Source organism: Paraburkholderia sediminicola, from assembly GCF_046027825.1.
Classification (GTDB): domain Bacteria; phylum Pseudomonadota; class Gammaproteobacteria; order Burkholderiales; family Burkholderiaceae; genus Paraburkholderia; species Paraburkholderia sediminicola_D.
Genome location: NZ_JAQQDU010000004.1, coordinates 23792 through 43091, shown reverse-complemented (window position 1 = coordinate 43091; position 19300 = coordinate 23792). Strand labels below are relative to the sequence as shown.

22 protein-coding genes are annotated in these 19300 nt (G+C 63.0%); 7 read left to right on the top strand and 15 right to left on the bottom strand.

Features of this window, described 5'->3' with window-relative positions:
- Positions 1 to 28: 28 nt before the first annotated feature.
- Complete coding sequence (locus tag PQQ96_RS03345; protein ID WP_408288725.1) at positions 29 to 766, top strand: metallophosphoesterase; 738 nt, start codon at positions 29 to 31, stop codon at positions 764 to 766.
- Between the two features lie 14 nt (positions 767 to 780).
- Here the strand turns inward: PQQ96_RS03345 and PQQ96_RS03340 are convergent, their stop codons facing one another.
- A complete protein-coding gene (locus tag PQQ96_RS03340; RefSeq protein WP_408288723.1) occupies positions 781 to 1482 on the bottom strand; it encodes an RES family NAD+ phosphorylase in 702 nt (233 codons plus the stop codon).
- Positions 1479 to 1916 carry an MbcA/ParS/Xre antitoxin family protein gene (locus tag PQQ96_RS03335; RefSeq protein WP_408288720.1) on the bottom strand — a complete coding sequence of 146 codons (438 nt, stop codon included), beginning with the start codon at positions 1914 to 1916 and terminating at the stop codon, positions 1479 to 1481. The genes PQQ96_RS03340 and PQQ96_RS03335 overlap by 4 nt, the downstream gene beginning before the upstream one ends.
- A gap of 112 nt (positions 1917 to 2028) precedes the next feature.
- Here PQQ96_RS03335 and PQQ96_RS03330 point away from each other — a divergent pair, with 112 nt between their 5' ends.
- Positions 2029 to 2676 carry a hypothetical protein gene (locus PQQ96_RS03330; RefSeq protein WP_408288717.1) on the top strand — a complete coding sequence of 216 codons (648 nt, stop codon included), beginning with the start codon at positions 2029 to 2031 and terminating at the stop codon, positions 2674 to 2676.
- 8 nt (positions 2677 to 2684) lie between these two features.
- On the opposite strand, the gene PQQ96_RS03325 is transcribed toward PQQ96_RS03330, so the two are convergent.
- Both PQQ96_RS03325 and PQQ96_RS03320 read right to left on the bottom strand, forming a co-directional pair.
- Positions 2685 to 3608 (bottom strand): HTH-type transcriptional regulator ArgP, encoded by a 924-nt coding sequence (locus tag PQQ96_RS03325; protein ID WP_408288714.1) that lies wholly within the window; start codon positions 3606 to 3608, stop codon positions 2685 to 2687.
- Between the two features lie 91 nt (positions 3609 to 3699).
- Positions 3700 to 4551 (bottom strand): LysR family transcriptional regulator, encoded by an 852-nt coding sequence (locus tag PQQ96_RS03320; RefSeq protein WP_408288711.1) that lies wholly within the window; start codon positions 4549 to 4551, stop codon positions 3700 to 3702.
- Positions 4552 to 4651: 100 nt separating this feature from the next.
- On the opposite strand from PQQ96_RS03320, the gene PQQ96_RS03315 reads away from it, so the two are divergent.
- On the top strand, positions 4652 to 5035 hold the full coding sequence (locus PQQ96_RS03315; protein ID WP_408288708.1) for a tautomerase family protein: 384 nt from the start codon (positions 4652 to 4654) through the stop codon (positions 5033 to 5035).
- Between the two features lie 122 nt (positions 5036 to 5157).
- Here the strand turns inward: PQQ96_RS03315 and PQQ96_RS03310 are convergent, their stop codons facing one another.
- Positions 5158 to 5952, bottom strand: coding sequence for an SDR family NAD(P)-dependent oxidoreductase (locus PQQ96_RS03310; RefSeq protein WP_408288705.1), 795 nt, complete (start codon positions 5950 to 5952; stop codon positions 5158 to 5160).
- A gap of 227 nt (positions 5953 to 6179) precedes the next feature.
- Between PQQ96_RS03310 and PQQ96_RS03305 the strand changes: the two genes are divergently transcribed.
- Positions 6180 to 7016 carry a TOBE domain-containing protein gene (locus PQQ96_RS03305; protein WP_408288702.1) on the top strand — a complete coding sequence of 279 codons (837 nt, stop codon included), beginning with the start codon at positions 6180 to 6182 and terminating at the stop codon, positions 7014 to 7016.
- A gap of 34 nt (positions 7017 to 7050) precedes the next feature.
- On the opposite strand, the gene PQQ96_RS03300 is transcribed toward PQQ96_RS03305, so the two are convergent.
- From PQQ96_RS03300 to PQQ96_RS03285, 4 genes are all read right to left on the bottom strand, one after another.
- The gene (locus tag PQQ96_RS03300; protein WP_408288699.1) at positions 7051 to 7752 is read right to left on the bottom strand and encodes a sulfate/molybdate ABC transporter ATP-binding protein; all 702 of its coding nucleotides are present in this window, start codon (positions 7750 to 7752) and stop codon (positions 7051 to 7053) included.
- A 1-nt stretch (position 7753) separates the two neighbouring features.
- The gene (gene modB / locus PQQ96_RS03295; RefSeq protein WP_408288696.1) at positions 7754 to 8428 is read right to left on the bottom strand and encodes a molybdate ABC transporter permease subunit; all 675 of its coding nucleotides are present in this window, start codon (positions 8426 to 8428) and stop codon (positions 7754 to 7756) included.
- A gap of 18 nt (positions 8429 to 8446) precedes the next feature.
- Positions 8447 to 9220 carry a molybdate ABC transporter substrate-binding protein gene (gene modA, locus PQQ96_RS03290; protein WP_408288693.1) on the bottom strand — a complete coding sequence of 258 codons (774 nt, stop codon included), beginning with the start codon at positions 9218 to 9220 and terminating at the stop codon, positions 8447 to 8449.
- A 164-nt stretch (positions 9221 to 9384) separates the two neighbouring features.
- Complete coding sequence (locus PQQ96_RS03285; RefSeq protein WP_408288691.1) at positions 9385 to 10086, bottom strand: phosphatase PAP2 family protein; 702 nt, start codon at positions 10084 to 10086, stop codon at positions 9385 to 9387.
- A 357-nt stretch (positions 10087 to 10443) separates the two neighbouring features.
- On the opposite strand from PQQ96_RS03285, the gene PQQ96_RS03280 reads away from it, so the two are divergent.
- Positions 10444 to 11640 (top strand): extracellular catalytic domain type 1 short-chain-length polyhydroxyalkanoate depolymerase, encoded by a 1197-nt coding sequence (locus PQQ96_RS03280; RefSeq protein WP_408288688.1) that lies wholly within the window; start codon positions 10444 to 10446, stop codon positions 11638 to 11640.
- 107 nt (positions 11641 to 11747) lie between these two features.
- A complete protein-coding gene (locus PQQ96_RS03275) occupies positions 11748 to 11924 on the top strand; it encodes a DUF3563 family protein (protein WP_120306126.1) in 177 nt (58 codons plus the stop codon).
- A 157-nt stretch (positions 11925 to 12081) separates the two neighbouring features.
- Here the strand turns inward: PQQ96_RS03275 and PQQ96_RS03270 are convergent, their stop codons facing one another.
- The 6 genes from PQQ96_RS03270 to PQQ96_RS03245 form a co-directional block, all read right to left on the bottom strand.
- On the bottom strand, positions 12082 to 13581 hold the full coding sequence (locus tag PQQ96_RS03270; RefSeq protein ID WP_408288685.1) for a cryptochrome/photolyase family protein: 1500 nt from the start codon (positions 13579 to 13581) through the stop codon (positions 12082 to 12084).
- A gap of 122 nt (positions 13582 to 13703) precedes the next feature.
- Positions 13704 to 14123, bottom strand: a complete 420-nt coding sequence (locus PQQ96_RS03265; RefSeq protein ID WP_201077894.1) for an organic hydroperoxide resistance protein — start codon at positions 14121 to 14123, stop codon at positions 13704 to 13706.
- Between the two features lie 169 nt (positions 14124 to 14292).
- Positions 14293 to 14745 (bottom strand): MarR family winged helix-turn-helix transcriptional regulator, encoded by a 453-nt coding sequence (locus PQQ96_RS03260; RefSeq protein WP_408288683.1) that lies wholly within the window; start codon positions 14743 to 14745, stop codon positions 14293 to 14295.
- Between the two features lie 296 nt (positions 14746 to 15041).
- Entirely contained in the window at positions 15042 to 15848 is an 807-nt protein-coding gene (locus PQQ96_RS03255; protein ID WP_408288680.1) for a BPSS1780 family membrane protein, read from the bottom strand.
- Positions 15839 to 16834: a homoserine kinase gene (locus tag PQQ96_RS03250; RefSeq protein ID WP_408288677.1), complete on the bottom strand. Its 996-nt coding sequence runs from the start codon at positions 16832 to 16834 to the stop codon at positions 15839 to 15841. The genes PQQ96_RS03255 and PQQ96_RS03250 overlap by 10 nt, the downstream gene beginning before the upstream one ends.
- A 290-nt stretch (positions 16835 to 17124) precedes the next feature.
- On the bottom strand, positions 17125 to 17520 hold the full coding sequence (locus PQQ96_RS03245; RefSeq protein ID WP_408288674.1) for a hypothetical protein: 396 nt from the start codon (positions 17518 to 17520) through the stop codon (positions 17125 to 17127).
- Positions 17521 to 17720: 200 nt separating this feature from the next.
- Here PQQ96_RS03245 and PQQ96_RS03240 point away from each other — a divergent pair, with 200 nt between their 5' ends.
- A complete protein-coding gene (locus tag PQQ96_RS03240; protein ID WP_408288671.1) occupies positions 17721 to 19247 on the top strand; it encodes an AMP nucleosidase in 1527 nt (508 codons plus the stop codon).
- Positions 19248 to 19300 lie beyond the last annotated feature (53 nt).

Sequence of the window (19300 nt, the reverse complement as noted above, 5' to 3'; positions counted from 1 at the left end):
CTTGTGGCTATCGATCTATCATGAGCGAATGGCTTCCGTACTTTTCGACCCTGTTCAGCATCATTCGGCCAATCGGAGCGGCCGCGACTTTGTCGTAGGCGATTTGCATGGCTGTGTCGATGCATTGCGCTATCTGCTGCGCGACGTCGCGTTTGACCCGGCGCGCGACCGGCTCTTTTCGGTCGGCGATCTGGTGGACCGCGGCGAACATTCCGAGCAGGCTCTGGCCCTGCTCGACAAACCGTGGTTTCACGCTGTACTCGGCAATCACGAAGACACCTTGTGTGCCGTCGCGGATGGACGCATGCGGCGCCAGTGGTGGTATGGAATCGGCGGCACATGGGCGGAGAATGTGTCCGACGAATGCTTGCAGCTCTACGCCGAACGTCTGCGCACGCTGCCGCTCGTGCGTGTGGTCGGCAGCGGCAAGGAGCGCTTCAATATTCTGCATGCCGAATTCTTTGGCACCGACGCCGAGCTCGACGCCGGGAATTTTTCCGCGGAAACGCGCCAGCAATTGCTGTGGGGGCGCGATCTGGCCTTGGGCAACGGCGATCCGCTGCGGCAGCGTGGCCTTTCGCTGACCTATTGCGGCCATACGCCGGTGCGCGACATTCAGCAGATCGGCTCGCAGATTTTCATCGACACCGGCGCATTCGGGCCCGGCGGCAAGCTGACGATCGTGGAGCCGCAGGCGTTGCGGCGCTGGTCGATCTCGGTTGATGCGGCGCGGGAGAAGGGGGCGGCGGCGTTGGCCCTGCCTTGATTCCTGCGAGTCGCTTAGCCTACCTGATTGAGCTCGAACACGATATCGATGCTCGTGCCATTCCAGTTGTATTCCAGATACGCCGCGTGATGGCAGTCGCGCAGCAGTGTCGTTCTGAACGCGGCAAGGCACTCGCCTTCGTCGTCCCGCACTGAGGGATACACGATGCCCGGCGCACCGGCCTCGCGCACGGCACGGCCGAGCGATTGTCCGGCGACATAGTCGTCGGGCGACAGCACCGCGAGATCGAGCGATGCGTCACCGCGGATATCGACCACGTTGCCTTGTGCCGCCACGGTGTAGAGCCGCATCTGTTGCCGCATGGGCGGCTCGGAGGTCGCTTCCAGAAATTTCCCGGTGTGGTAGCGCGTCTCCGCGATCGCCGTGGCACGCGAGCGGGCGCAATAGAACACGCCATACGTGCCGTCGGAGAAGCGGCTGCCGAGCGGGTTCAGGTGCGTCAACGCGGCCATGATCGGTCCGTATCCGGGGCCGAAACGGCGCTCTTCGCGCGGCACGAGATCGAGTTCGCCGACTTCGGTTCGCAGGCGGTCGTTGGTCATCGCTTCGAGCGCGTAGAGGGCGTCGAAATCTTCCGGCGATGCGACCCGGTCGAACAGATTGACGGCCGGAAACCGCGTCGGAATCACGCGATACGCGGGCGACCAGTCGAGCGGCGCGGCGCGCCAGCGGTGCTGCCAATGCGGTCCCGTCACGCCCAGCCGCCTCGCATCGCGTCGAGATACTGGCGCACGGCCACGAGATCGCTGATATTGCCGGCCAGCATGCGGTCTAGCGCGCGGCGGCCGCCGAACGGCGGCGCGCTGTTGGGACGCTTGATCCAGGTGTCGGCGGCGCTGGGCTGCGGCAGCAGGATTTGCAGCGCCTTATAGATGCCGAGCAGGAGTGACAGGCGTTCCAGCGTGTCGCGCCCCAGACGGGCTGTCTGCGGCGCGGATTTCCATTTGAAGTAGGTGGAGCGGCCCGGGGAGCCGAGCAACACGATCTGCTCTTCGGCGCTCAGGTCCCAGTCTCGCGCGATGTTGAAGAACGCGCGCAGACCCGCGGCCGACATTTCCGTGAGCGAGGGTTCCGAAACCGGCCGGCGGATCGGCGGTTCGGGCTGGGTGGCGCGGGCAGCGTGAGCCATGGTCAAATTAGTCCTTATCTGTACTTTTGATTTATATTAGTCTAAAAATGGATTTTTGCAAGAGAATATAATCCCGGCTCGTTATGAAGTCGAAGATCAGGAGAAGCAGGAGATGTGGGTTCGAGCAGTAGCAACAGCAGTTGCAGTGTGGTGTGTGTCCGGTGCGGCAATGGCAGCAGGTTATGCGGAAGTGTGGAATCCGCCCGAGTCGACCGGGCATGCGGCGAAGCACATAAAGAAAACGACGGGTGCCACCAAGGTCAAGTCTACCGCTGGCGTGAAGGGGGAGTCGAAGCACGCGGCGAAAGGTCAACATGGCGCGCAGCGGGTCGCGTCGGCGCCGAAGAGCGGCGTCAAGCCGGCGGCGCATGGCAGCGTGAAGAAGGTCGCGGCCAAGAATGGTAGCCACGGCGGCGTAAAGAAGGTCGCGGCTAAGAATGCGGATCACGGTGGCGTGGTCAAGCTTGCGGGCAAGCCTAAATCGAAGGCAGCCGTGGTGGTGCAGGGTAAAAAGCCGCATGCGCAGCTCGCTCAGGCGAAATCGGGTCAAGGCAGGATCATGCGTGCCAACCTGATTCAAGGCCATACAGCCCATGCCCACGTGGTCAAGGTGGCGGCGAAAACCGGTCCGGCCAAACCGGCTGTGGTCCACACGAACGCCCCGGCCAAGGCGGCAAACGTAACAGCGAGTCCCGCCGCGGACACAACCGCTAATCCTGCAACCGCCAGCAGTGGCTCGTTGCCGCCGATCCTCCACTGACCTCCGGTTCAGGCAGCGCGTTTACGTTTGACCTTTGCACCCGGCGGACCCAGGGCAGTGCGGCCGAGTTCGACGATGCGCGCCGAGAGCTTTTCGAGGCGTGGCGACTGGACCTTCCAGGCGTGCCAGTACAACTCGACATCGGTGGGCTGCTTCGGCGCGAGGTCGACCAGTTCGCCGCGCTCGACGGCATCGCCGAATTCCAGTTCGGGCACCATGCCATAAGCCAGGCCACGCTGGATCGCCATGTAGCGCGGCACCGGCGCGGGCACGTAATGGCACGGATAAGCTTCCGGCGGCAGACCGAAGCGCGTCTCGAGAAAGCGCGCCTGCAACGCGTCCTTGCGTGAGGACAGGATCACCGGCGCGCGCCGCGCGCTTTCACGCGTCAATCCATTCGGAAACCATCGCTCGACGAACGCGGCCGACGCCACCAGCCGGTAGCGCATGGCGCCCAGCCGTTCGGCGAAACAGCCGCGCATGGGCGCCGGTTCGGTTGTGATACAGCCGATTGCGAGGCCTGAGGCGAGCAGCGCATGGGTATGGTCCTGGTCGTCGACGGTCAGATCGAGCAGCACGTTTTCTTGCAGCAGGATCTCGGAGAGTGCAGGGAAAAACCATGTGGATAGCGTGTCTGCATTCACAGCGGCGGCGACGTTCAGCAACGCTTCGTTGGCGCCCGCGAGATCGCTGGCAAAGTCGTCTTCGAGCAGGGCGGCGCGCCGGAGATACTGCAATAGACGCTGGCCCATCTGCGTCGCGCGACAGGGCCGTGTGCGCACGATCAGCGGATTGCCCAGGCGCGTTTCGAGCGCCCGCACTCGCTGCGATACCGCCGACGAGGTGATGTTCAGGCGCACGGCGGCCTGCTCGAAGCTGCCGGTTTCGATGACCGCGCGGACGGCGGCGGTTTGTCGGGGGTCGAGGTCCACTGATCTACTTTTAAAAATGAAATGGTTAGCTTTCCAGCTTAAGCGAAAGTCGGCGAACTTTATTCATGGCTTAGCGCGAGAAGTCGTTTCGTTATTGCGTTGCCAAGCCACTCGTCATTAACCGCAACGTCTCCACCGACCGCTTATCTCTCACTCGTGAATGCAAGGTCACGCGTGATTCCGGCAGTGGCGGCAAACCCAAACGCGCGCCGACATCGATCAATCCACGCGGCGCCACCCGGCGCGCCAGCGGTGACACCGCCAGACCGGCGGCAACCGCGGCGCCGACCGCCGCCACACCGCCGCCGATGAACACTTCCTGCCATGCAACCCCCGCCGCATTCAGCGTGTGCAGCGCAACCTCGCGCACATTGCACGGCGGACTCAGCAACGCGAGTGCCAATGGCTCGCTGACGCGCGGTAGCCACTGTGGTGTAGCGAGCCAGCCAAGCGGCTCGCTGAACAGCACCTGGGCGTCGTCACGCGGCGGCTCATCGACGCCATAGCGAATGATTACCGCGTCGAGGCGCCGTTCGTCGAATTGCGCGAGCAGCGCTGCCGACCTGCCCAGATGCAATTCGACCACCAGACCCGGATCGTGCGCGTTGAGCCGCGCGAGCAATTGCGGCAGGTTCGTTCCCGCGACATGCTCGCTCAGCCCCAGCGTGAGCCGCCGGCGCTCCACCGACAGCGAACCCAGCGCCCGCTCATGCGCACTCAGCAGATCGCGGGCCGCGCCAAGGAACGCGTTGCCGTCCGCGGAAAGGCGCACGACACGCGGCGTGCGCTCCACTAACTGCTTGCCGAGGTGTGCCTCCAGCCGCTTGAGCTTCAGACTGACGGCCGATTGCGTGGTGTCGAGCGCGTCGGCAGCCCGCGTGAAACTGTGCAGATCGGCAACCAGCACGAAGGCACGCACCGCATCGAGATCGAGGACTTTCATTTCGGTTGAATATGGATGAAATAGCTGATGATGGCTGTTTATTATGACTGAGCGCGCCTAAGCTGTGTTTACCCAATCAAGGCAACCAAGGAGTTTCATCATGCCGCTCACACGAATCGCTTTGCGCGCCGGCAAGCCGGCGGAATACCGGAAGGCGCTGACGGACAGTATTCAGCGTTCGCTGGTGGACACGTGCAATGTGCCGAAGGACGACATCTTCATGCTCATTACCGAGCACGAAGCCGGCAATTTTGTGTACGACAAGCAGTATCTGAACATTAAACGCAGCGACGATCTCGTGGTGATTCAGATCACGTTTAACAACACGCGCACGCTCGAACAAAAGAAGGCGTTATACAAGCGCATGGCGGAAGAACTGGCGGAGTCGCCGGGGCTGCGACGAGAGGATGTGTTCATCAATCTCGTCGAGGTGCTGAAGGAGAACTGGTCGTTCGGGAATGGGATCGCGCAGTACGCGGTTTGAGCGACTACGGAACTCGACGGCCTGCGCCTATTGACGTTGTCTGGAGGCACCTGCGTGTCACGCAAAAACGGGCGACACAGCCAATCGGCTCTGTCGCCCGTGGTTCTAACGTGCGGTGGTGGTCACGCGATCGTATCGATCACGCCGCCATCCACGCGCAGCGCCGCGCCGGTGGTCGCCGAAGCCTGCGGCGAGCAGACGTAGACGACCATGTTCGCGATCTCCTCAGTGGAGGCCGCGCGCTGGATGATCGAAGTGCTGCGATGCTCACGCACGAACTCAGTGGCAACCTGCTCGATGGTTTTACCTTGCTTCTTCGCGGTGTCTTCCACCATCGAGCGGAATCCGTCCGACAAGGTCGGTCCAGGCAGTACGGAGTTCACTGTCACACCGCTGCCGGCCGCGTATTTGGCAATGCCGCGCGCGATGCTCAACTGCGCGGTCTTCGAGAAACCGTAGGCGAGCATATCCGCCGGGATATTCAGCCCTGACTCTGACGAGATGAACACCACGCGGCCCCATTTGCGTTCCATCATTCCTTTGAGGTAGCTGCGCGTGAGCCGCACGCCCGACATGACATTGACCTGGAAATAGCGCTCCCAGTCGTCGTCTTCGGTGGTGAAGATGTCGCCGGGACCGAAGATGCCGAGATTGTTCACGAGAATGTCGGCCTGGGGCACAGCCTTCGCCAATGCGTCGCAGCCCTCGGGGCTGCCGAGGTCGCCCGCGAAGCCGCGCAGTTTCGCTTGTGGCGCCGTTTTGCGAATGGTGTCGATGGCGCGGTCCACCGCTTCCTGTTTGCGTCCGTTGACGATGGTTTCCGCACCCGATGCGGCGATGCCGGTCGCGATGGCCAGGCCAATACCCGCCGTGGATGCGCTGACGATGGCGGTCTTGCCCGTTAGATCGATGTTCACTGTCTTGCTCCTTGTTGAGGTTGCAGCGGACGGTCCACGACTCGCGGCTGGCCTTGCCGAACAATGGAAAGGACGGGGTGTTCAGACCTTCGCGTTGAATCGGGTTGAAGTATCCCACCTATCCGTTTTCGGGGTCGAAAACGTGCCTTATGCCCATCCGCCGACGGACGCCTGCGTCGCTATAATGATTCGCGGTCCTTTTCTAACCCACCGATCCTCCTGCCGCCATGACATCCGACCGCATCGATCCGTCCCACGAAACCCTTGAAATTGGCGGCTCCGTCTGGTTTCAGGCGGGCGCGCAAACGCTCGGCGGCGCGTCGCGAATTGGGCTGCTCGCGGCGATCGGCGAGACCGGCTCGATCACCAGCGCGGCGAAAGCCGTCGGCATGAGCTACAAAGGCGCGTGGGACGCCGTCGACACGATGAACAACCTCGCCGGCGAGCCGCTCGTCGTGCGCTCAACCGGCGGCAAAGGCGGTGGCGGCACGACGCTCACGCCGCGCGCGCTGAAGCTGATCGAAACGTTTCGGGCGGTTGAACGCGAGCATCGGCGTTTTCTCGAACGCGCGGGCGCGGCGATCGAAGGTTTTGCGACGGATTGGGATCTGATCGGCCGCATCGGCGTGAAAACGAGCGCGCGCAATCAGCTTTATGGAACGGTGTCGGCGATCACGCGCGGGACGGTCAACGATGAAGTGTGCCTGGCGCTGCCGGGCGGCCATACGATCGTCGCGGTCGTCACGCATGAAAGTACCGAGACCTTGGGGCTTGCAGTGGGGGCGGCGGCGTTCGCGCTGATCAAGGCGTCGTGGGTGGTGCTGCTCGTCGAGGATGAAAGTGGCGCGCCGCTGAAACTCTCGGCGCGCAATCAGTTGCGCGGTACGGTGCAGAGCGTGAAGCGCGGGGCGGTCAACGCGGAGGTGTCGTTGGCGCTGGAAGGCGGCGCGGTGATTACCGCGGTCGTCACGAATCAAAGCGTCGATACGCTCGGCCTTGTGGAAGGCGGGACCGCGGTCGCGGTATTCAAAGCGTCGAGCGTGATTCTTGGGGTGAAGGACTGAGTGGCTCCAAGCCATCCGGCGGCGCGCGCTGACGTTATGGCACGCTGCGCTCGTACCCAGCAAACGGATGATTCTCGCGCACACACCCATCGCTGACCTGCACGACCTGATCGCCGAAGGCGGCAACATCGTCGGGATCGTGCGTGATCAACACCATCGGAATATCGAGCCGCGTTTGCAGGTCCGACAGTTCGCGCCGCATGCGCTGACGCAACGCGCTATCGAGCGCGGAAAACGGCTCGTCCAGCAACAGCAGGCGAGGCTCAGCGACCAGCGCCCGCGCCAGCGCCACGCGCTGCTTCTGTCCACCCGAAAGCTGCGCCGGATGATTACCTGCCACGCTTTTTAATTCGAGCGCATCGAGCCAGTAATCGACTTGCGGGTGCGAGATCCGCGCGCGCGGATTGAGCCAACCCTGCTGCAATCCGAAGCCGATGTTCTGCCGCACGTTCAGATGCGGAAACAGCGCGTAGTCCTGAAACAGATAGGCAATCTTGCGTGCCTGCGGTTTCTGATCGACGCCACGCGCGCTATCGAATAAAGCGGTGCCGTGCAGCGTAATCGCCCCTTCGTCGGGGCGTAGCAAGCCGGCAATGGCCTGTAGCGTCAAACTCTTGCCCGCTCCCGACGGCCCGAATAGCGCGACGCGCTGCGTGATCGCCTTGAACGAGACGTCGAGCGTGAAACGGCGCTCGGCGCTCTCGAAGGTCTTGCGGATGTCAACGGCGAGCGGCATATCAGCGGGACGACAAAAGCGTGTGCTGCGGCACCAGACGGCCCGCGAGCAACAGGATCACGACACACGTCACCGACGTCACGAGCACGAGGAAGGTGGCCGTGCTGTCGTCGCCGGCCTGCACGGCTGAATAGACCGCAACCGAAAGCGTCTGCGTGCGTCCCGGCAAGTTGCCCGCGATCATCAGCGTCGCGCCGAATTCGCCGAGCGCTCGCGCAAACGCCAGCAATCCGCCAGCGAGAATGCCGCGGGCGGCGAGCGGCAGCGTCACGCGAAAGAAGAGGGCTGTTTCGCTGACGCCCAGCGTGCGCGCGGCCCGCTCGAGCTGCGGATCGACCGCTTCGAAAGCGGCGCGCGCCGACTTCAGCACGAGCGGAAACGCCACCACCGTCGAGGCGATCACCGCGCCCTGCCAGGTGAACACCAACTGGATATCGAAGCGGTCGAGCCACGCGCCGATCACGCCGCGTCGGCCGAGCACCACGAGCAGGTAGTAGCCGAGCACGGTGGGCGGCATCACGAGGGGCAACATGAGCAGCGAATCGATCACGTCGCGCGCGCCTGAGCGCCAGCGCGCCAAACCGAAACCGGCCGCGACGCCGAACACCAGATTGAGCGCGGTGGCCCAGCCCGCCACTTTCAGCGACAGCAGGAGCGGAATCCAGACCTGTTGCATGAGCGTGCCGTGCCTACGTTAATGCGCGGGCTTGAAGCCGTACTTCGCGAGCACGGCCTGGCCGGCCGGCGAGAGCACGAAATTCATGAAGGCCTGCGCGTCGGCGGTGTGACGGCTGCTTTCGACCTGCGCGATCGGATAGGTGATCGGTGTTTGCGTCGGCACGTTCATCGCGACCTTGACCTTGTCCGGCATGATCGCGGCGTCGGTGCTGAACACAAAGCCCGCGTCGACTTCGCCACGCGACACGTAGTCCAGGCTCTGGCGCACGTTCGATGCCAGCACGGCCTTCGCGCTGACCGCGTCCCACACGCCCGCGGCTTGCAGCGCACCCTGCGCATAGCGGCCGATCGGCACCGAGGCCGGATCACCGTAAGCCACACGCTTCACATTCGCCGACGCCAGATCGTTCAGTGAAGCCGGCGCGAAATGGCTGTCGGTCGGCACGATCAGCACCAGCGAATTGGCGGCGAAGTCGCGGCGCGTGGCCGGAACGATCACTTTCTCCGCGGCAGCCTTGTCCATTGCTTTCTGATCCGCGGAGGCGAACACGTCGGCGGGCGCGCCTTTGACGATTTGCTGCATCAACACGTCGGACGCGCCGAAGTTCAGCAGGACCTTGGTGCCGGGATGCTGCTGTTCGAAGACTTCGCTCACCGCTTTGAATGCGTTGGTCAGGCTGGCGGCGGCGGAAACCACCAGTTCGTCGGCACGCGCGTTGGCGCTGACGGCAACGGCGACGGCGCTGGCGATGAACAGCGCGTGTTTCACAAGGCGGCGGGACAGTGTCATGAAGGTTTGGATGTCCGGCATGGGCCGGAACAGGCGGGTTAAAACGCTATCGTAATATATGAAAGGTTATAACGATACCCATGACGATTATTCAGTTGCGCACATAGAGTTGGGCCCGGATCGGCGGGCTTCGGCTGCCGGATTAACAACAGGTTGAACCTGCTTCAGACGTCCGGCGAGTGTGGCGGCGTAAGCGTGTTGAGCGTCTGCGACAGCGGTGCCGTGGCGGGGCGGACATCGCGCACGGCCCGCCACTTGGCGCGGATGAACGGCCTCTCGTGACCGGAGACCTTCAGCGCGATATGCGTGACCCAGCGTTGCGTCGGCACGTGCACGCCGTGCATCAGCACCGCGAGGATCATCAGACTCGCGGTCACGGGCAGCGCCGACAACCGGCCCGGCTGGAGATTCCATGCCATGCGCACGAAGAACAATGCCGCCAGCGCGCCGACCAGGCAGCCAGTGACGGCTTCAGACGGCGAGTGGGCGCTCAGCACGACGCGCGACAAGCCGACAGCGATGCCCGCTGCCAGACCGAGCACGACGCCAAGCAGACGAATGGCCGGACGCGCCGGCAGTAACATCAGGAACAGCGCGACCGGATAGACGGCGGTCGACAGCATGGCGTGACCGCTGACGCCGGTGAAATCCAGCTCGCGTATGCCGACGCCCCAACCCAGGAAGGCCAGCTTGGTGACGGTCACCACGCCGATGGCTGCGCCAAGCAGCAGCAACCAGCCTGCTGCCATGCGCCACGTGTAGCCGACTGCCAGCCAAAGCGCGATGGCGAACGCGAGCGGCAGCGTCATGCCGGCGCCGCCGAGGCTGGTGATCGAGTACCACAGGTGGACAGGTAAATCGGGCATGGCAAAAACGCGACCCAGGCCGCGTAGAATCGGGTTGGTAATGGTTTAACGCGCGAACGGCGTGAATCGCCGACGCCGTAAAGGCGTGTACCGAAACTATTTACCCGCCAGTATAGACGGGTGCCTCGGGCGAGGCTTGCCGCGCGCCAGGCTTTTTGTGGCGGGACGTTGGCTGGCGAACAAGCCTTGCCATGGTTTGACGTTGATGTTGCTGCAAGGTTCGCCCGGCGGAAAATTCGCTGCTCGACAGGGGTTCTGGCCTCCAGCATTGCATGAGGATTGGTGTTATTGTGCATTGCACAACAAAGCGTCGTTCTATCGAGCGGCACCTGTCCCTTTTTGCGAGGTTACCCGCCGATGGCAAAAAGTCTATCGAAAATCTGGCTGCGCGGTCTCAAGCGGCTGCTCGCCATTCAAACCGAGCACGCCCACGCAACGACCAAGCGCGCCCCCACGCGGCCGGCACGTGCGGCCACCAGCAAGACTTCGGCCAAGGTCCGTCCTATCAAGCCCGTGGCCGCGCTGCGCGTACCCGCGAAACGCGAGGCGCCGCGCGCTGCCCCACGGGAATCGCGGGTTCGCCCGCGTGCCTCGGCATGGGCGAGCGGTTCATGGACGCGCTCGTTCCATTCGGCGCCTGTTGCGCCTGGGCGGCTCGTCAATCACCTTCATTACGGTTTGTACATTCCGTCCGGCCACGCGGGCGAGTCGATGCCGCTGGTGGTGATGCTGCACGGTTGCACGCAGTCGATTGATGAATTCGCGGAAGGTACGCGGATGAACGTGCTCGCGGACCGGTTCGGCTTCGCCGTGGTTTATCCGGAACAGTCGAAGCACGTGCATTCACATCGCTGCTGGCATTGGTATGACGCTAGCGACAGCGCCGGTGGCGCTGAGGCGCGTGCGGTCGTCTCGCTGGTGGATTCGCTGGTTGCCGAGCATGGCTTTGACAGCGAGCGCGTGTATGTCGCTGGAATCTCCGCGGGAGCCGGCCTCACGGCGCTTCTGGCCGCCAAGTATCCGGAACATTTCGCGGCGGTCGCGCTGCACTCTGGCCCCGCTTTCGGCGAGGCCCGTTCCGGCATTACGGCGATGGACGTGATGCGGCGCGGCGCGCGCCGCGAGCCGGCCGAACTCGTCGACGAACACGTCAATGTGGCTGAATACCCCGGCATGCCCGCCATCATCCTGCACGGCGACGCTGACCACGTGGTCGCGCCGGTCAATGCGGACCAGTTGGCGGAGCAGTTTCTCCGTCTGAACCGGATCGTCGACGAGAAAGGCGCGCGCAAATCCGGCGAAGTCAAGGAAGAGCGCAAGGGTGGCGTGGTGATGCGCGACTACGTGCGCGGCGGGCGGCGCGTCGTGCGGCTGTGTCGCGTGCAAGGGCTCGCGCACGCCTGGAGCGGCGGCGACGACGCCGTGCCGTTCCATTCCGCCAAAGGTCCGGACGCAAGCGCCATGGTGTGGGAATTCTTCAAGCATCAGCGCCGCACGGCTACCGGCCGTACCGCTGAAAGCACCGTCGTAGAAGCCTCGGCGGGCGCACGGTGACGGTGGAGCAACACTTCGAAATGAGTATTAGCGTAATCCTAGGGTTTTCCCTATAATACGGGTTATCCCTTAGGCGTTAACGCCTGAACTCATTGTCGAGGTTGACCATGTATCTGCTTAGCCGCCTGTTTCTGTTTCTGACCAAATCGCCCGATCAACTCGCGAAAGAACGCGCTGACGCCTTCCTCGCAGAAGCAACCGATCTGTACGATCTGGAATTCCGTATGCGCAAGCTGGACCGTGAGGCGACTACCCGCCAACCGTCGTGGATGAGCCAGCACTAAGCTGGGCGAGTTTGAAGCATCGGCGCGTGTTGAAGAACGCCGATGTTTGGGGTCAGGTGCCCCAGTTGTCACGCGTCGCTAGCAGTGCAGCGACGACACAAGACGCATCGCTCAGTCTCCTCCAGAGATTTCCGAGCAAAACAATGTGAGCGAGTACTTACTTGCCAAAACGGGCAAGTGTGCGTTGCCGCGCCTCGGCATGATCGACGATCGGTGCAGGATAATCCTTGCCCAATATCACGCCGAACTCCGCGAGCCGTTCCGCACCCGCCAGCCACGGTGCGTGAATCCATTTAGCCGGCAGTTTCGCAAGCTGCGGCAGGTAGCGTTTGATAAAGCGCCCGTCGGCGTCGAATTTTTCGGATTGCGTGATCGGGTTGAAAATCCGGAAATACGGTTGCGCGTCGCATCCCGTGGATGCCGCCCATTGCCAGCCGCCGTTATTCGCCGAGAAATCGAAGTCGTTCAGTTGTTCGGCGAAGTAGCGCTCGCCGAGCCGCCAGTCGACACCCAGATCCTTCACCAGAAAACTCGCCGTGACCATCCGCAGGCGGTTGTGCATGTAGCCGGTGCGGTTCAATTGCAGCATCGCGGCGTCGACCAGCGGATAGCCGGTGCGGCCGTCGCACCACGCGGCAAACGCCTCGTCCGCTTCCGGGCCCTGCTCCCAGCGCAGCCGATCGTACTCTTCCTTGAACGACGCGCCGTCCGCCAACCTCGGATGATGCGCGAGGATCATGAAGTAAAAGTCCCGCCAGATCAGCTCCGAAAGCCACGTGGCTGAGCCTTGCCCGTCAGGCTGCAGTGACATCTCGTGCGCGAGCCGCGCGAGCGTGCGGATCGAGACAGTGCCGAAGCGCAAATGCATCGACAGGTAGCTCGGGCCTTTGACGGCGGGAAAGTCGCGCCGCTCCTGATAGCTGTCGATGCGCGTCATGAAGTCGTCGAGCAGACGTTGTGCGCCGCTCATACCGGTGGGCAAATTGAGCTCCGCAAGATTGCTCGACGCGAAGCCGAGCTGATCCAGCGTCGGCAACTGGCGGTCCAGCCTGGGCGGCAGTGCCGCCAGATGCTTCGCGTAAGTCTCGACCGCATACGGCTTCAGATCGAAGGCCGTCAACTGCTTGAGCCAAGCGTTCTTGTAGGGCGTGAACACCGTGAACGGTTTGTTCTGGCCCGTCAACACCTCATCGCGCTCGAAAATCACCTGGTCTTTGAACGTCAGCCACTGGCGCCCGGCAACGGCCAGCCCCTCCCGCACGGTCTCATCACGCCCGATCGCGACCGGCTCGTAATCGTGATTTGTGAATACCGCATCCACGCCGAGTTCGTCGGCGAGCCTCGGCACAAGATCGGCCGGATCGCCGTACAGCACGACGAGGCCCCCGCCTTTGGCGCGCAATGCTTCGTCCAACTCGCCCAACGCAGCGAGATTGAACTCGACGCGGCGGTCCTGCGGTTGCGTACCCGGATGGCGCGTTTGCCAGGCGTCGGTTAGCGGTTGCAGGATCGTCGTGTCGAATACGAACACGCACCAGACGCGCTTGCAATGCTTGAGCGCGTAGTAGAGCGCGGCGTTGTCCGTGCTGCGCAGGTCGCGGCGAAACCAGACCAGACCGGTATCGAACGTATCGTTCAGGCGTCGGACACGTGTCATTGGAATCTCTGCAAAGCGGCGCAGCGCCCACCCCTGTTTTGCAGGGTGTGGGCGCTGTGCCTGATGGCGCGGTTTTACCGCGCGGCGTCAACTATTCATTCGCTAGCCGTTAAGACCGAGGCTTAGGCGACTTGCAGACGCACCGCCACGTTGTTGCGCGTAGCGTTCGAGTACGGGCAGACCTGATGCGCTGCGTCGACCAGTTCCTTGGCTGCGTCTGCAGCGAGGCCCGGCAACGAGACGCGCAGATCGATGTCCAGCGCGAAGCCGCCGTTGTCGTTCGGGCCGATCCCCACTTCTGCCGTGACTTGTGTGTCAGCCGGCAAAGTCTGCTTCTTCTGGCCGGCGACGAACTTCATCGCGCTCAGGAAACACGCCGAGTAGCCGGCTGCAAACAGTTGTTCCGGGTTTGTGCCCGCTGCGCCGTTGCCGCCCAGTTCACGCGGTGCTGCCAGCTTTACGTCCAGCGCGTTGTCCGACGATACTGCACGGCCGTCACGGCCACCGGTGCTCGTTGCGCTTGCCTTGTAGAGGATGTTCATTGTGCTGCTCCTATATCTGGGTTATCAGGATTTGCCTGCTTGCCGCTGCTCGCCCGCCTTTCTGACGGAGCCCTATCGAAGCGGCATGTGATAAAGATAGTACACAAATCGTTTGTGTGCAAATGAATTTTTGCATCGTACCGATAGCATGCTTTTTGAAGCAGGCCTGCTAGTGGTCCATGTAATCGTTGAGCGTGGCGCGCAGGCGCGTCAGATCGTCGCGCAGACGGAGCAGGAATTCCGGCGTCTGCTGGGTCGCGCAGAAGATTTCTGCCGGTACTTCGCGCGCCTGACGCTTCAATGCGGTGCCCGCTTTGGTGAGGCGGATATAGACGAGCCGCTCATCTTCGACGCCGCGTACCCGTTCCAGGAAGCCTTGCGCTTCGAGACGTTTGAGCAGCGGCGTGACCGTTGCAGAGTCGAGATTCAGGCGCGCAGCCATGTCTTTGACCGTGACATCGTCGGCTTCCCAGAGCACCAGCATCGCCAGATATTGTGGATACGTGAGGCCGAGCTTGTCGAGCAACGGCTTGTACGCTTTTGTCATCGCAAGCGAGGTCGAATAGAGCGCAAAGCAGAGTTGCTCGTCGAGCGTGAAGGGCAAAGTGGGGCGCTGGGTCATGATGCATCTCGGCTAAAAAGAGCGTGCAAATCGATTGCGCGCAAACCATTGTGCCGCAAATCGAGGCACATTGACGAGTGGGGCGGAGACTCAGCGAAGCGGCGGAGGCGGACGGCGCCCTGTGGGTGGGAACGCCGAGGGCGCCAAGGCGGAGGGGCGTATGCCACTGAGGCCGGCGCATGGGCCGCTCCGGGGCGGGACTGCAGAGGGTACTAAGCCAGGCGGGCAATGTTCCGGATTGAGGCCGCGCGGGCGCCGAAAAAGCGCCCGCGCGTGAACGGCAAGCTAGCCGGTGCTCAGGCTGCCGGTGTGGTGGGCAAATCCGGCGCTTCGGGCGTTTGCACGCCGAAGCAGCCGCGATAGGTCGCGTAGAACGAGCAATACAGCATGGTCGTGACGATCATCGTGGCGGGCATCAGGACCGCGAACGCGAAGTCGCCCGCGCCCAGCGCCTGCATCAGCGCGGTCAGACCGAACGAGACCGTCGTCGCCACCGCGAACCACAAAGCGCCGAACACGATGAACGCACCGCGATTGCGCCAGCAACTGACAACGCTGAAGAACATCGCCTTGACGGGCGGCACGTCGTGCCACGCGGTAAGAATCGGCGAGAACCAGAAAATCATCGCGACCGGAATGTAGAACGCGAACGCGGCGATCACCGCCAGCGGGATATTGCTGTTGGCGATCGCGTCCTGGTCCATCGTGGCCATGCCGAGCATGACCTTCAGCAGCATGCCGCCGTCGGCAAGGGCCGAGCCGGCCAGCACGAGCGCCATCGCGGCCACGTACAGCACGCCCAGCACCAGCAGACGTTTGGCGACCCCGGGGCCGTACGAGTGAAAGCCGTCTACCAGAATGGTCGGGAACACCGGCTTGCCCGCGATCGTGTTGCGGCACGCCGCCATGAAGCCCACCGCGACCCCTGGAATGAAGACCAGCGGCAGCACGCCGCCGATGACCGGAATCTGCGACGCCAGCGTCATGACCAGCAGATAGGTGAAGAACAGCGTCAGAAACGCGAGCGGGTTCTTGCGGAACAGCCAGATACCCTGCCGGAACCAGACATAGCCGGTTTTCGCGGGGACTTCGATCAGTTGCATGAGATATGAATGCCTGGAAGTGCAACGCCGGACAGGCGTTCGCGCAAAATGCGCTCGAAATGGCCGGGGTCGTGCGGTTTGAGCAGCTCGGCCGCGCGCGGCAAATGAAAATCATACAGGCGCGAGACCCAGAAGCGGTAAGCGCCCGCGCGCAGCATATCGCCCCAGTGGCGGTTTTCTTCAGCGGTGAACGGGCGCACGGTCTGGTAGGCGCGCAGCATGGCTTCGGTGCGCGCGTCGTCGAGCTTGCCGGTGGCGAGGTCGACGCACCAGTCGTTGACCGTGACCGCGACGTCGAACAGCCACTTGTCGCAGCCGGCGAAATAGAAGTCGAAGAAGCCGCCCAGCCGCACCTCGTGGCCGGTGTCCGGCGCGGCATGCGCGAACAGCGCGTTGTCGCGGAACAGGTCGGCGTGGCAGGGGCCTTCGGGCAACGCGGCGTAATCCGCCGATGCGAAGAAAGCCTCCTGATGCGCCAGTTCGGACGACAGCAAGTCGCGCTGCGCACCCTCCAGGAAAGGCAGGATGGTCGGCACGGTTTCCTTCCACCACGGCAGGCTGCGCAGATTCGGCTGGTAGCGCGCGTAATCGCGCCCCGCCAGATGCATGCGCGCGAGCATGTGCCCGACTTCGACGCAGTGCTCGACTTGCGGCGCCAGCTCCGGCGCGCCTTCGAGCTTGGTCACGATCGCGGCGGGTTTGCCATGCAGCGTGCCGAACAGCGCGCCGTCTTCGCGCGGCATGGGATCCGGCACCGGCACGCGGTGCGCGGCCAGATGCTGCATCAGATCGAGATAGAACGGCAGTTGTTCGGCCGTCAGCTTTTCGAAAATCGTGAGGACGTATTCGCCGCGCGTCGTCGTCAGAAAGAAGTTGCTGTTCTCAATGCCGGACGGGATGCCGCGAAACTCGACGACGTCGCCGAGATCGTAATGACGCATCCATTCTGCTAGTTGGGGTTCGGTGACAGCGGTGAAGACAGCCATGCGGGAAACGTCGGATCAGGTTAGTCGGGCTGGCGCGATGCGGCCAGTGCGAGGTGTGGCAAATGCGTTGCAGAAAGCGCGATCAAGGTCAATCAGGGTAGCAAATCCGGGCCGCCAATCCTGGTTGCCAGTCAGGGGCACCCGTCAGGGCCGCAAAGCGCTGCGACAATTCAACGCGGTATCGCCGTGCTGCAGGCGGTGCTTAGAACGACCACGCAGGCTGAAAGCCCGAGGCGACGCCCGCGGGCCGCACAGTTCGAGAGGAGCGGCTCACGCCGCCCCGGAATGTATCAATAAGTCAGATGCACCGACGGCAAGCGCGTGCTTGCGCGGCCGTTGTCGCGCACGGTGGGCGACGTGTCGAGCGGCGCGCTCATCTGATAGCGTGTGCCGAGATTCGAATGCACGTTGATCTCAACGGGCTTGCCTTTGTCGCGATATTCGGTGATTTCGGTGCCGTTAGCGCTGCGTTCGTAGAAGCTTGGCGTGCGCGGGACGTTGATTTCGACCTTCGAGCTGACCTCGGCGGCCGGACGATTGATCTTCGCCAGGTCAGGCAGGCCGGCCCGTTCATTGGCCGACTGGGCCACGTCGGCCGGCGGAGTCTCGTCGACAGGCTGGGCAGCCATCGCGGTGTTGCCAAAGGCGAGGGCCAGTGCAACGGCGACGGGAAGGAGCGGCTTCATGGTGATTCTCCAATATGGTGCCCCGATTCTAGCAAATCCAGCCTTGCCTACGGGCGCAATCGCCTTATTTTGCGCCGCTTTCGCGCGACGTGCGCGCAATCTTGTGACCACGGTTGCCGCGGCTGTGGTAGGCGCCGCGCGGTCATTTGGCGATCACGGGTTCCGTGGTAATGTCATCTCATCAATCGAGGCGAATGAAGATGAACAACGATACCAATCAACGCGCGGTGCAAACTCCCGCCAACAGCTTCCCAACCGAATCCTTCGACGACGCGACCGAGGCCGTCACGCGTTTGTCGGCGATTTACGAAGCGAACACCTCGTTCCTGCGCGACGCCTTCGCGCGCTACCGCCGCAACGAATTGTTCGAGCGCCGGGTGCGCGCCTGCTACCCGTTCGTCCGGGTGCGCACCGAAGTCAACACGCATATCGACTCGCGCCGCTCGTACGGTTTTGTCGCGGGTCCGGGCGTGTTCGAAACCACGGTCACGCGGCCGGATCTGTTTGGCGACTACTATCGCGAGCAATTGCGCCTGCTGGCCAAGAACCATCACGTGCAGATCGAAGTCGGGGTGTCCGATCAGCCGATTCCGATTCACTTCGCCTTCGCTGAGGGCATTCACCTCGAGGGCGATCTGGATCGCGAGCGCCTGTTCCTGATGCGCGACGTGTTCGACACGCCGGACCTCGCGTTGCTCGACGACCGCATCGTCAACGGCACGTATGAGCCGCCGCCGGGCGAACCGCATCCGTTGGCGCTGTTCACGGCGGCGCGGGTGGATTTCTCGCTGCACCGGCTGAAGCACTACACGGCGACCTCGCCCACGCATTGCCAGAACTACGTGCTGTACACGAACTACCAGTTCTATATCGACGAGTTCGTCAAACTCGGCCGCACAATGATGGCCCATACCGACGACGAAGAATTGCGCGCCTATCGTAGCGAATACACGTCGTTTGTCGAACCGGGCGACGTGATCACGTACAACGAAAATCTTGGTGAGCAGGCGCAGGAAGGCACGGCGCCGCCGCGTCTGCCGCAGATGCCTGCGTATCACCTGAAGCGTGCCGACGGCAGCGGCATCACGATGGTCAACATCGGTGTTGGACCGTCGAATGCGAAGACGATCACCGATCACATTGCCGTGCTGCGTCCGCATGCGTGGATCATGCTCGGCCACTGCGCGGGTCTGCGTAACACGCAGCGTCTGGGCGATTACGTGCTGGCGCACGGCTATGTGCGCGAAGATCACGTGCTCGACGACGACTTGCCGCTGTGGGTGCCGATTCCTGCACTGGCCGAAGTGCAGGTGGCGTTGGAACGCGCGGTCGCGCAGGTCACGCAACTGGATGGCGTCGAATTGAAGCGCGTGATGCGCACGGGCACGGTGGCGAGCGTGGATAACCGTAACTGGGAGCTGCGCGATCATCGCGAGCCGGTGCAGCGGTTGTCGCAAAGCCGCGCGGTCGCGCTCGACATGGAAAGCGCGACGATCGCCGCCAACGGGTTCCGCTTCCGCGTGCCTTACGGCACCTTGCTATGCGTGTCGGACAAGCCCTTGCATGGCGAATTGAAACTGCCCGGCATGGCGGATCAGTTCTATCGCGCGCAGGTCGATCAGCATCTGCAGATCGGTGTGAAGGCGATGGAGTTGTTGCGGATGAATGGTCTGCATCGTTTGCATAGCCGCAAGTTGCGTAGCTTCGCGGAAGTGGCGTTTCAGTAAGCGCTTATGCTTGCGGGTGAGCGTTGTTTGCGCTCGCCTGCAAGCCTTATCTC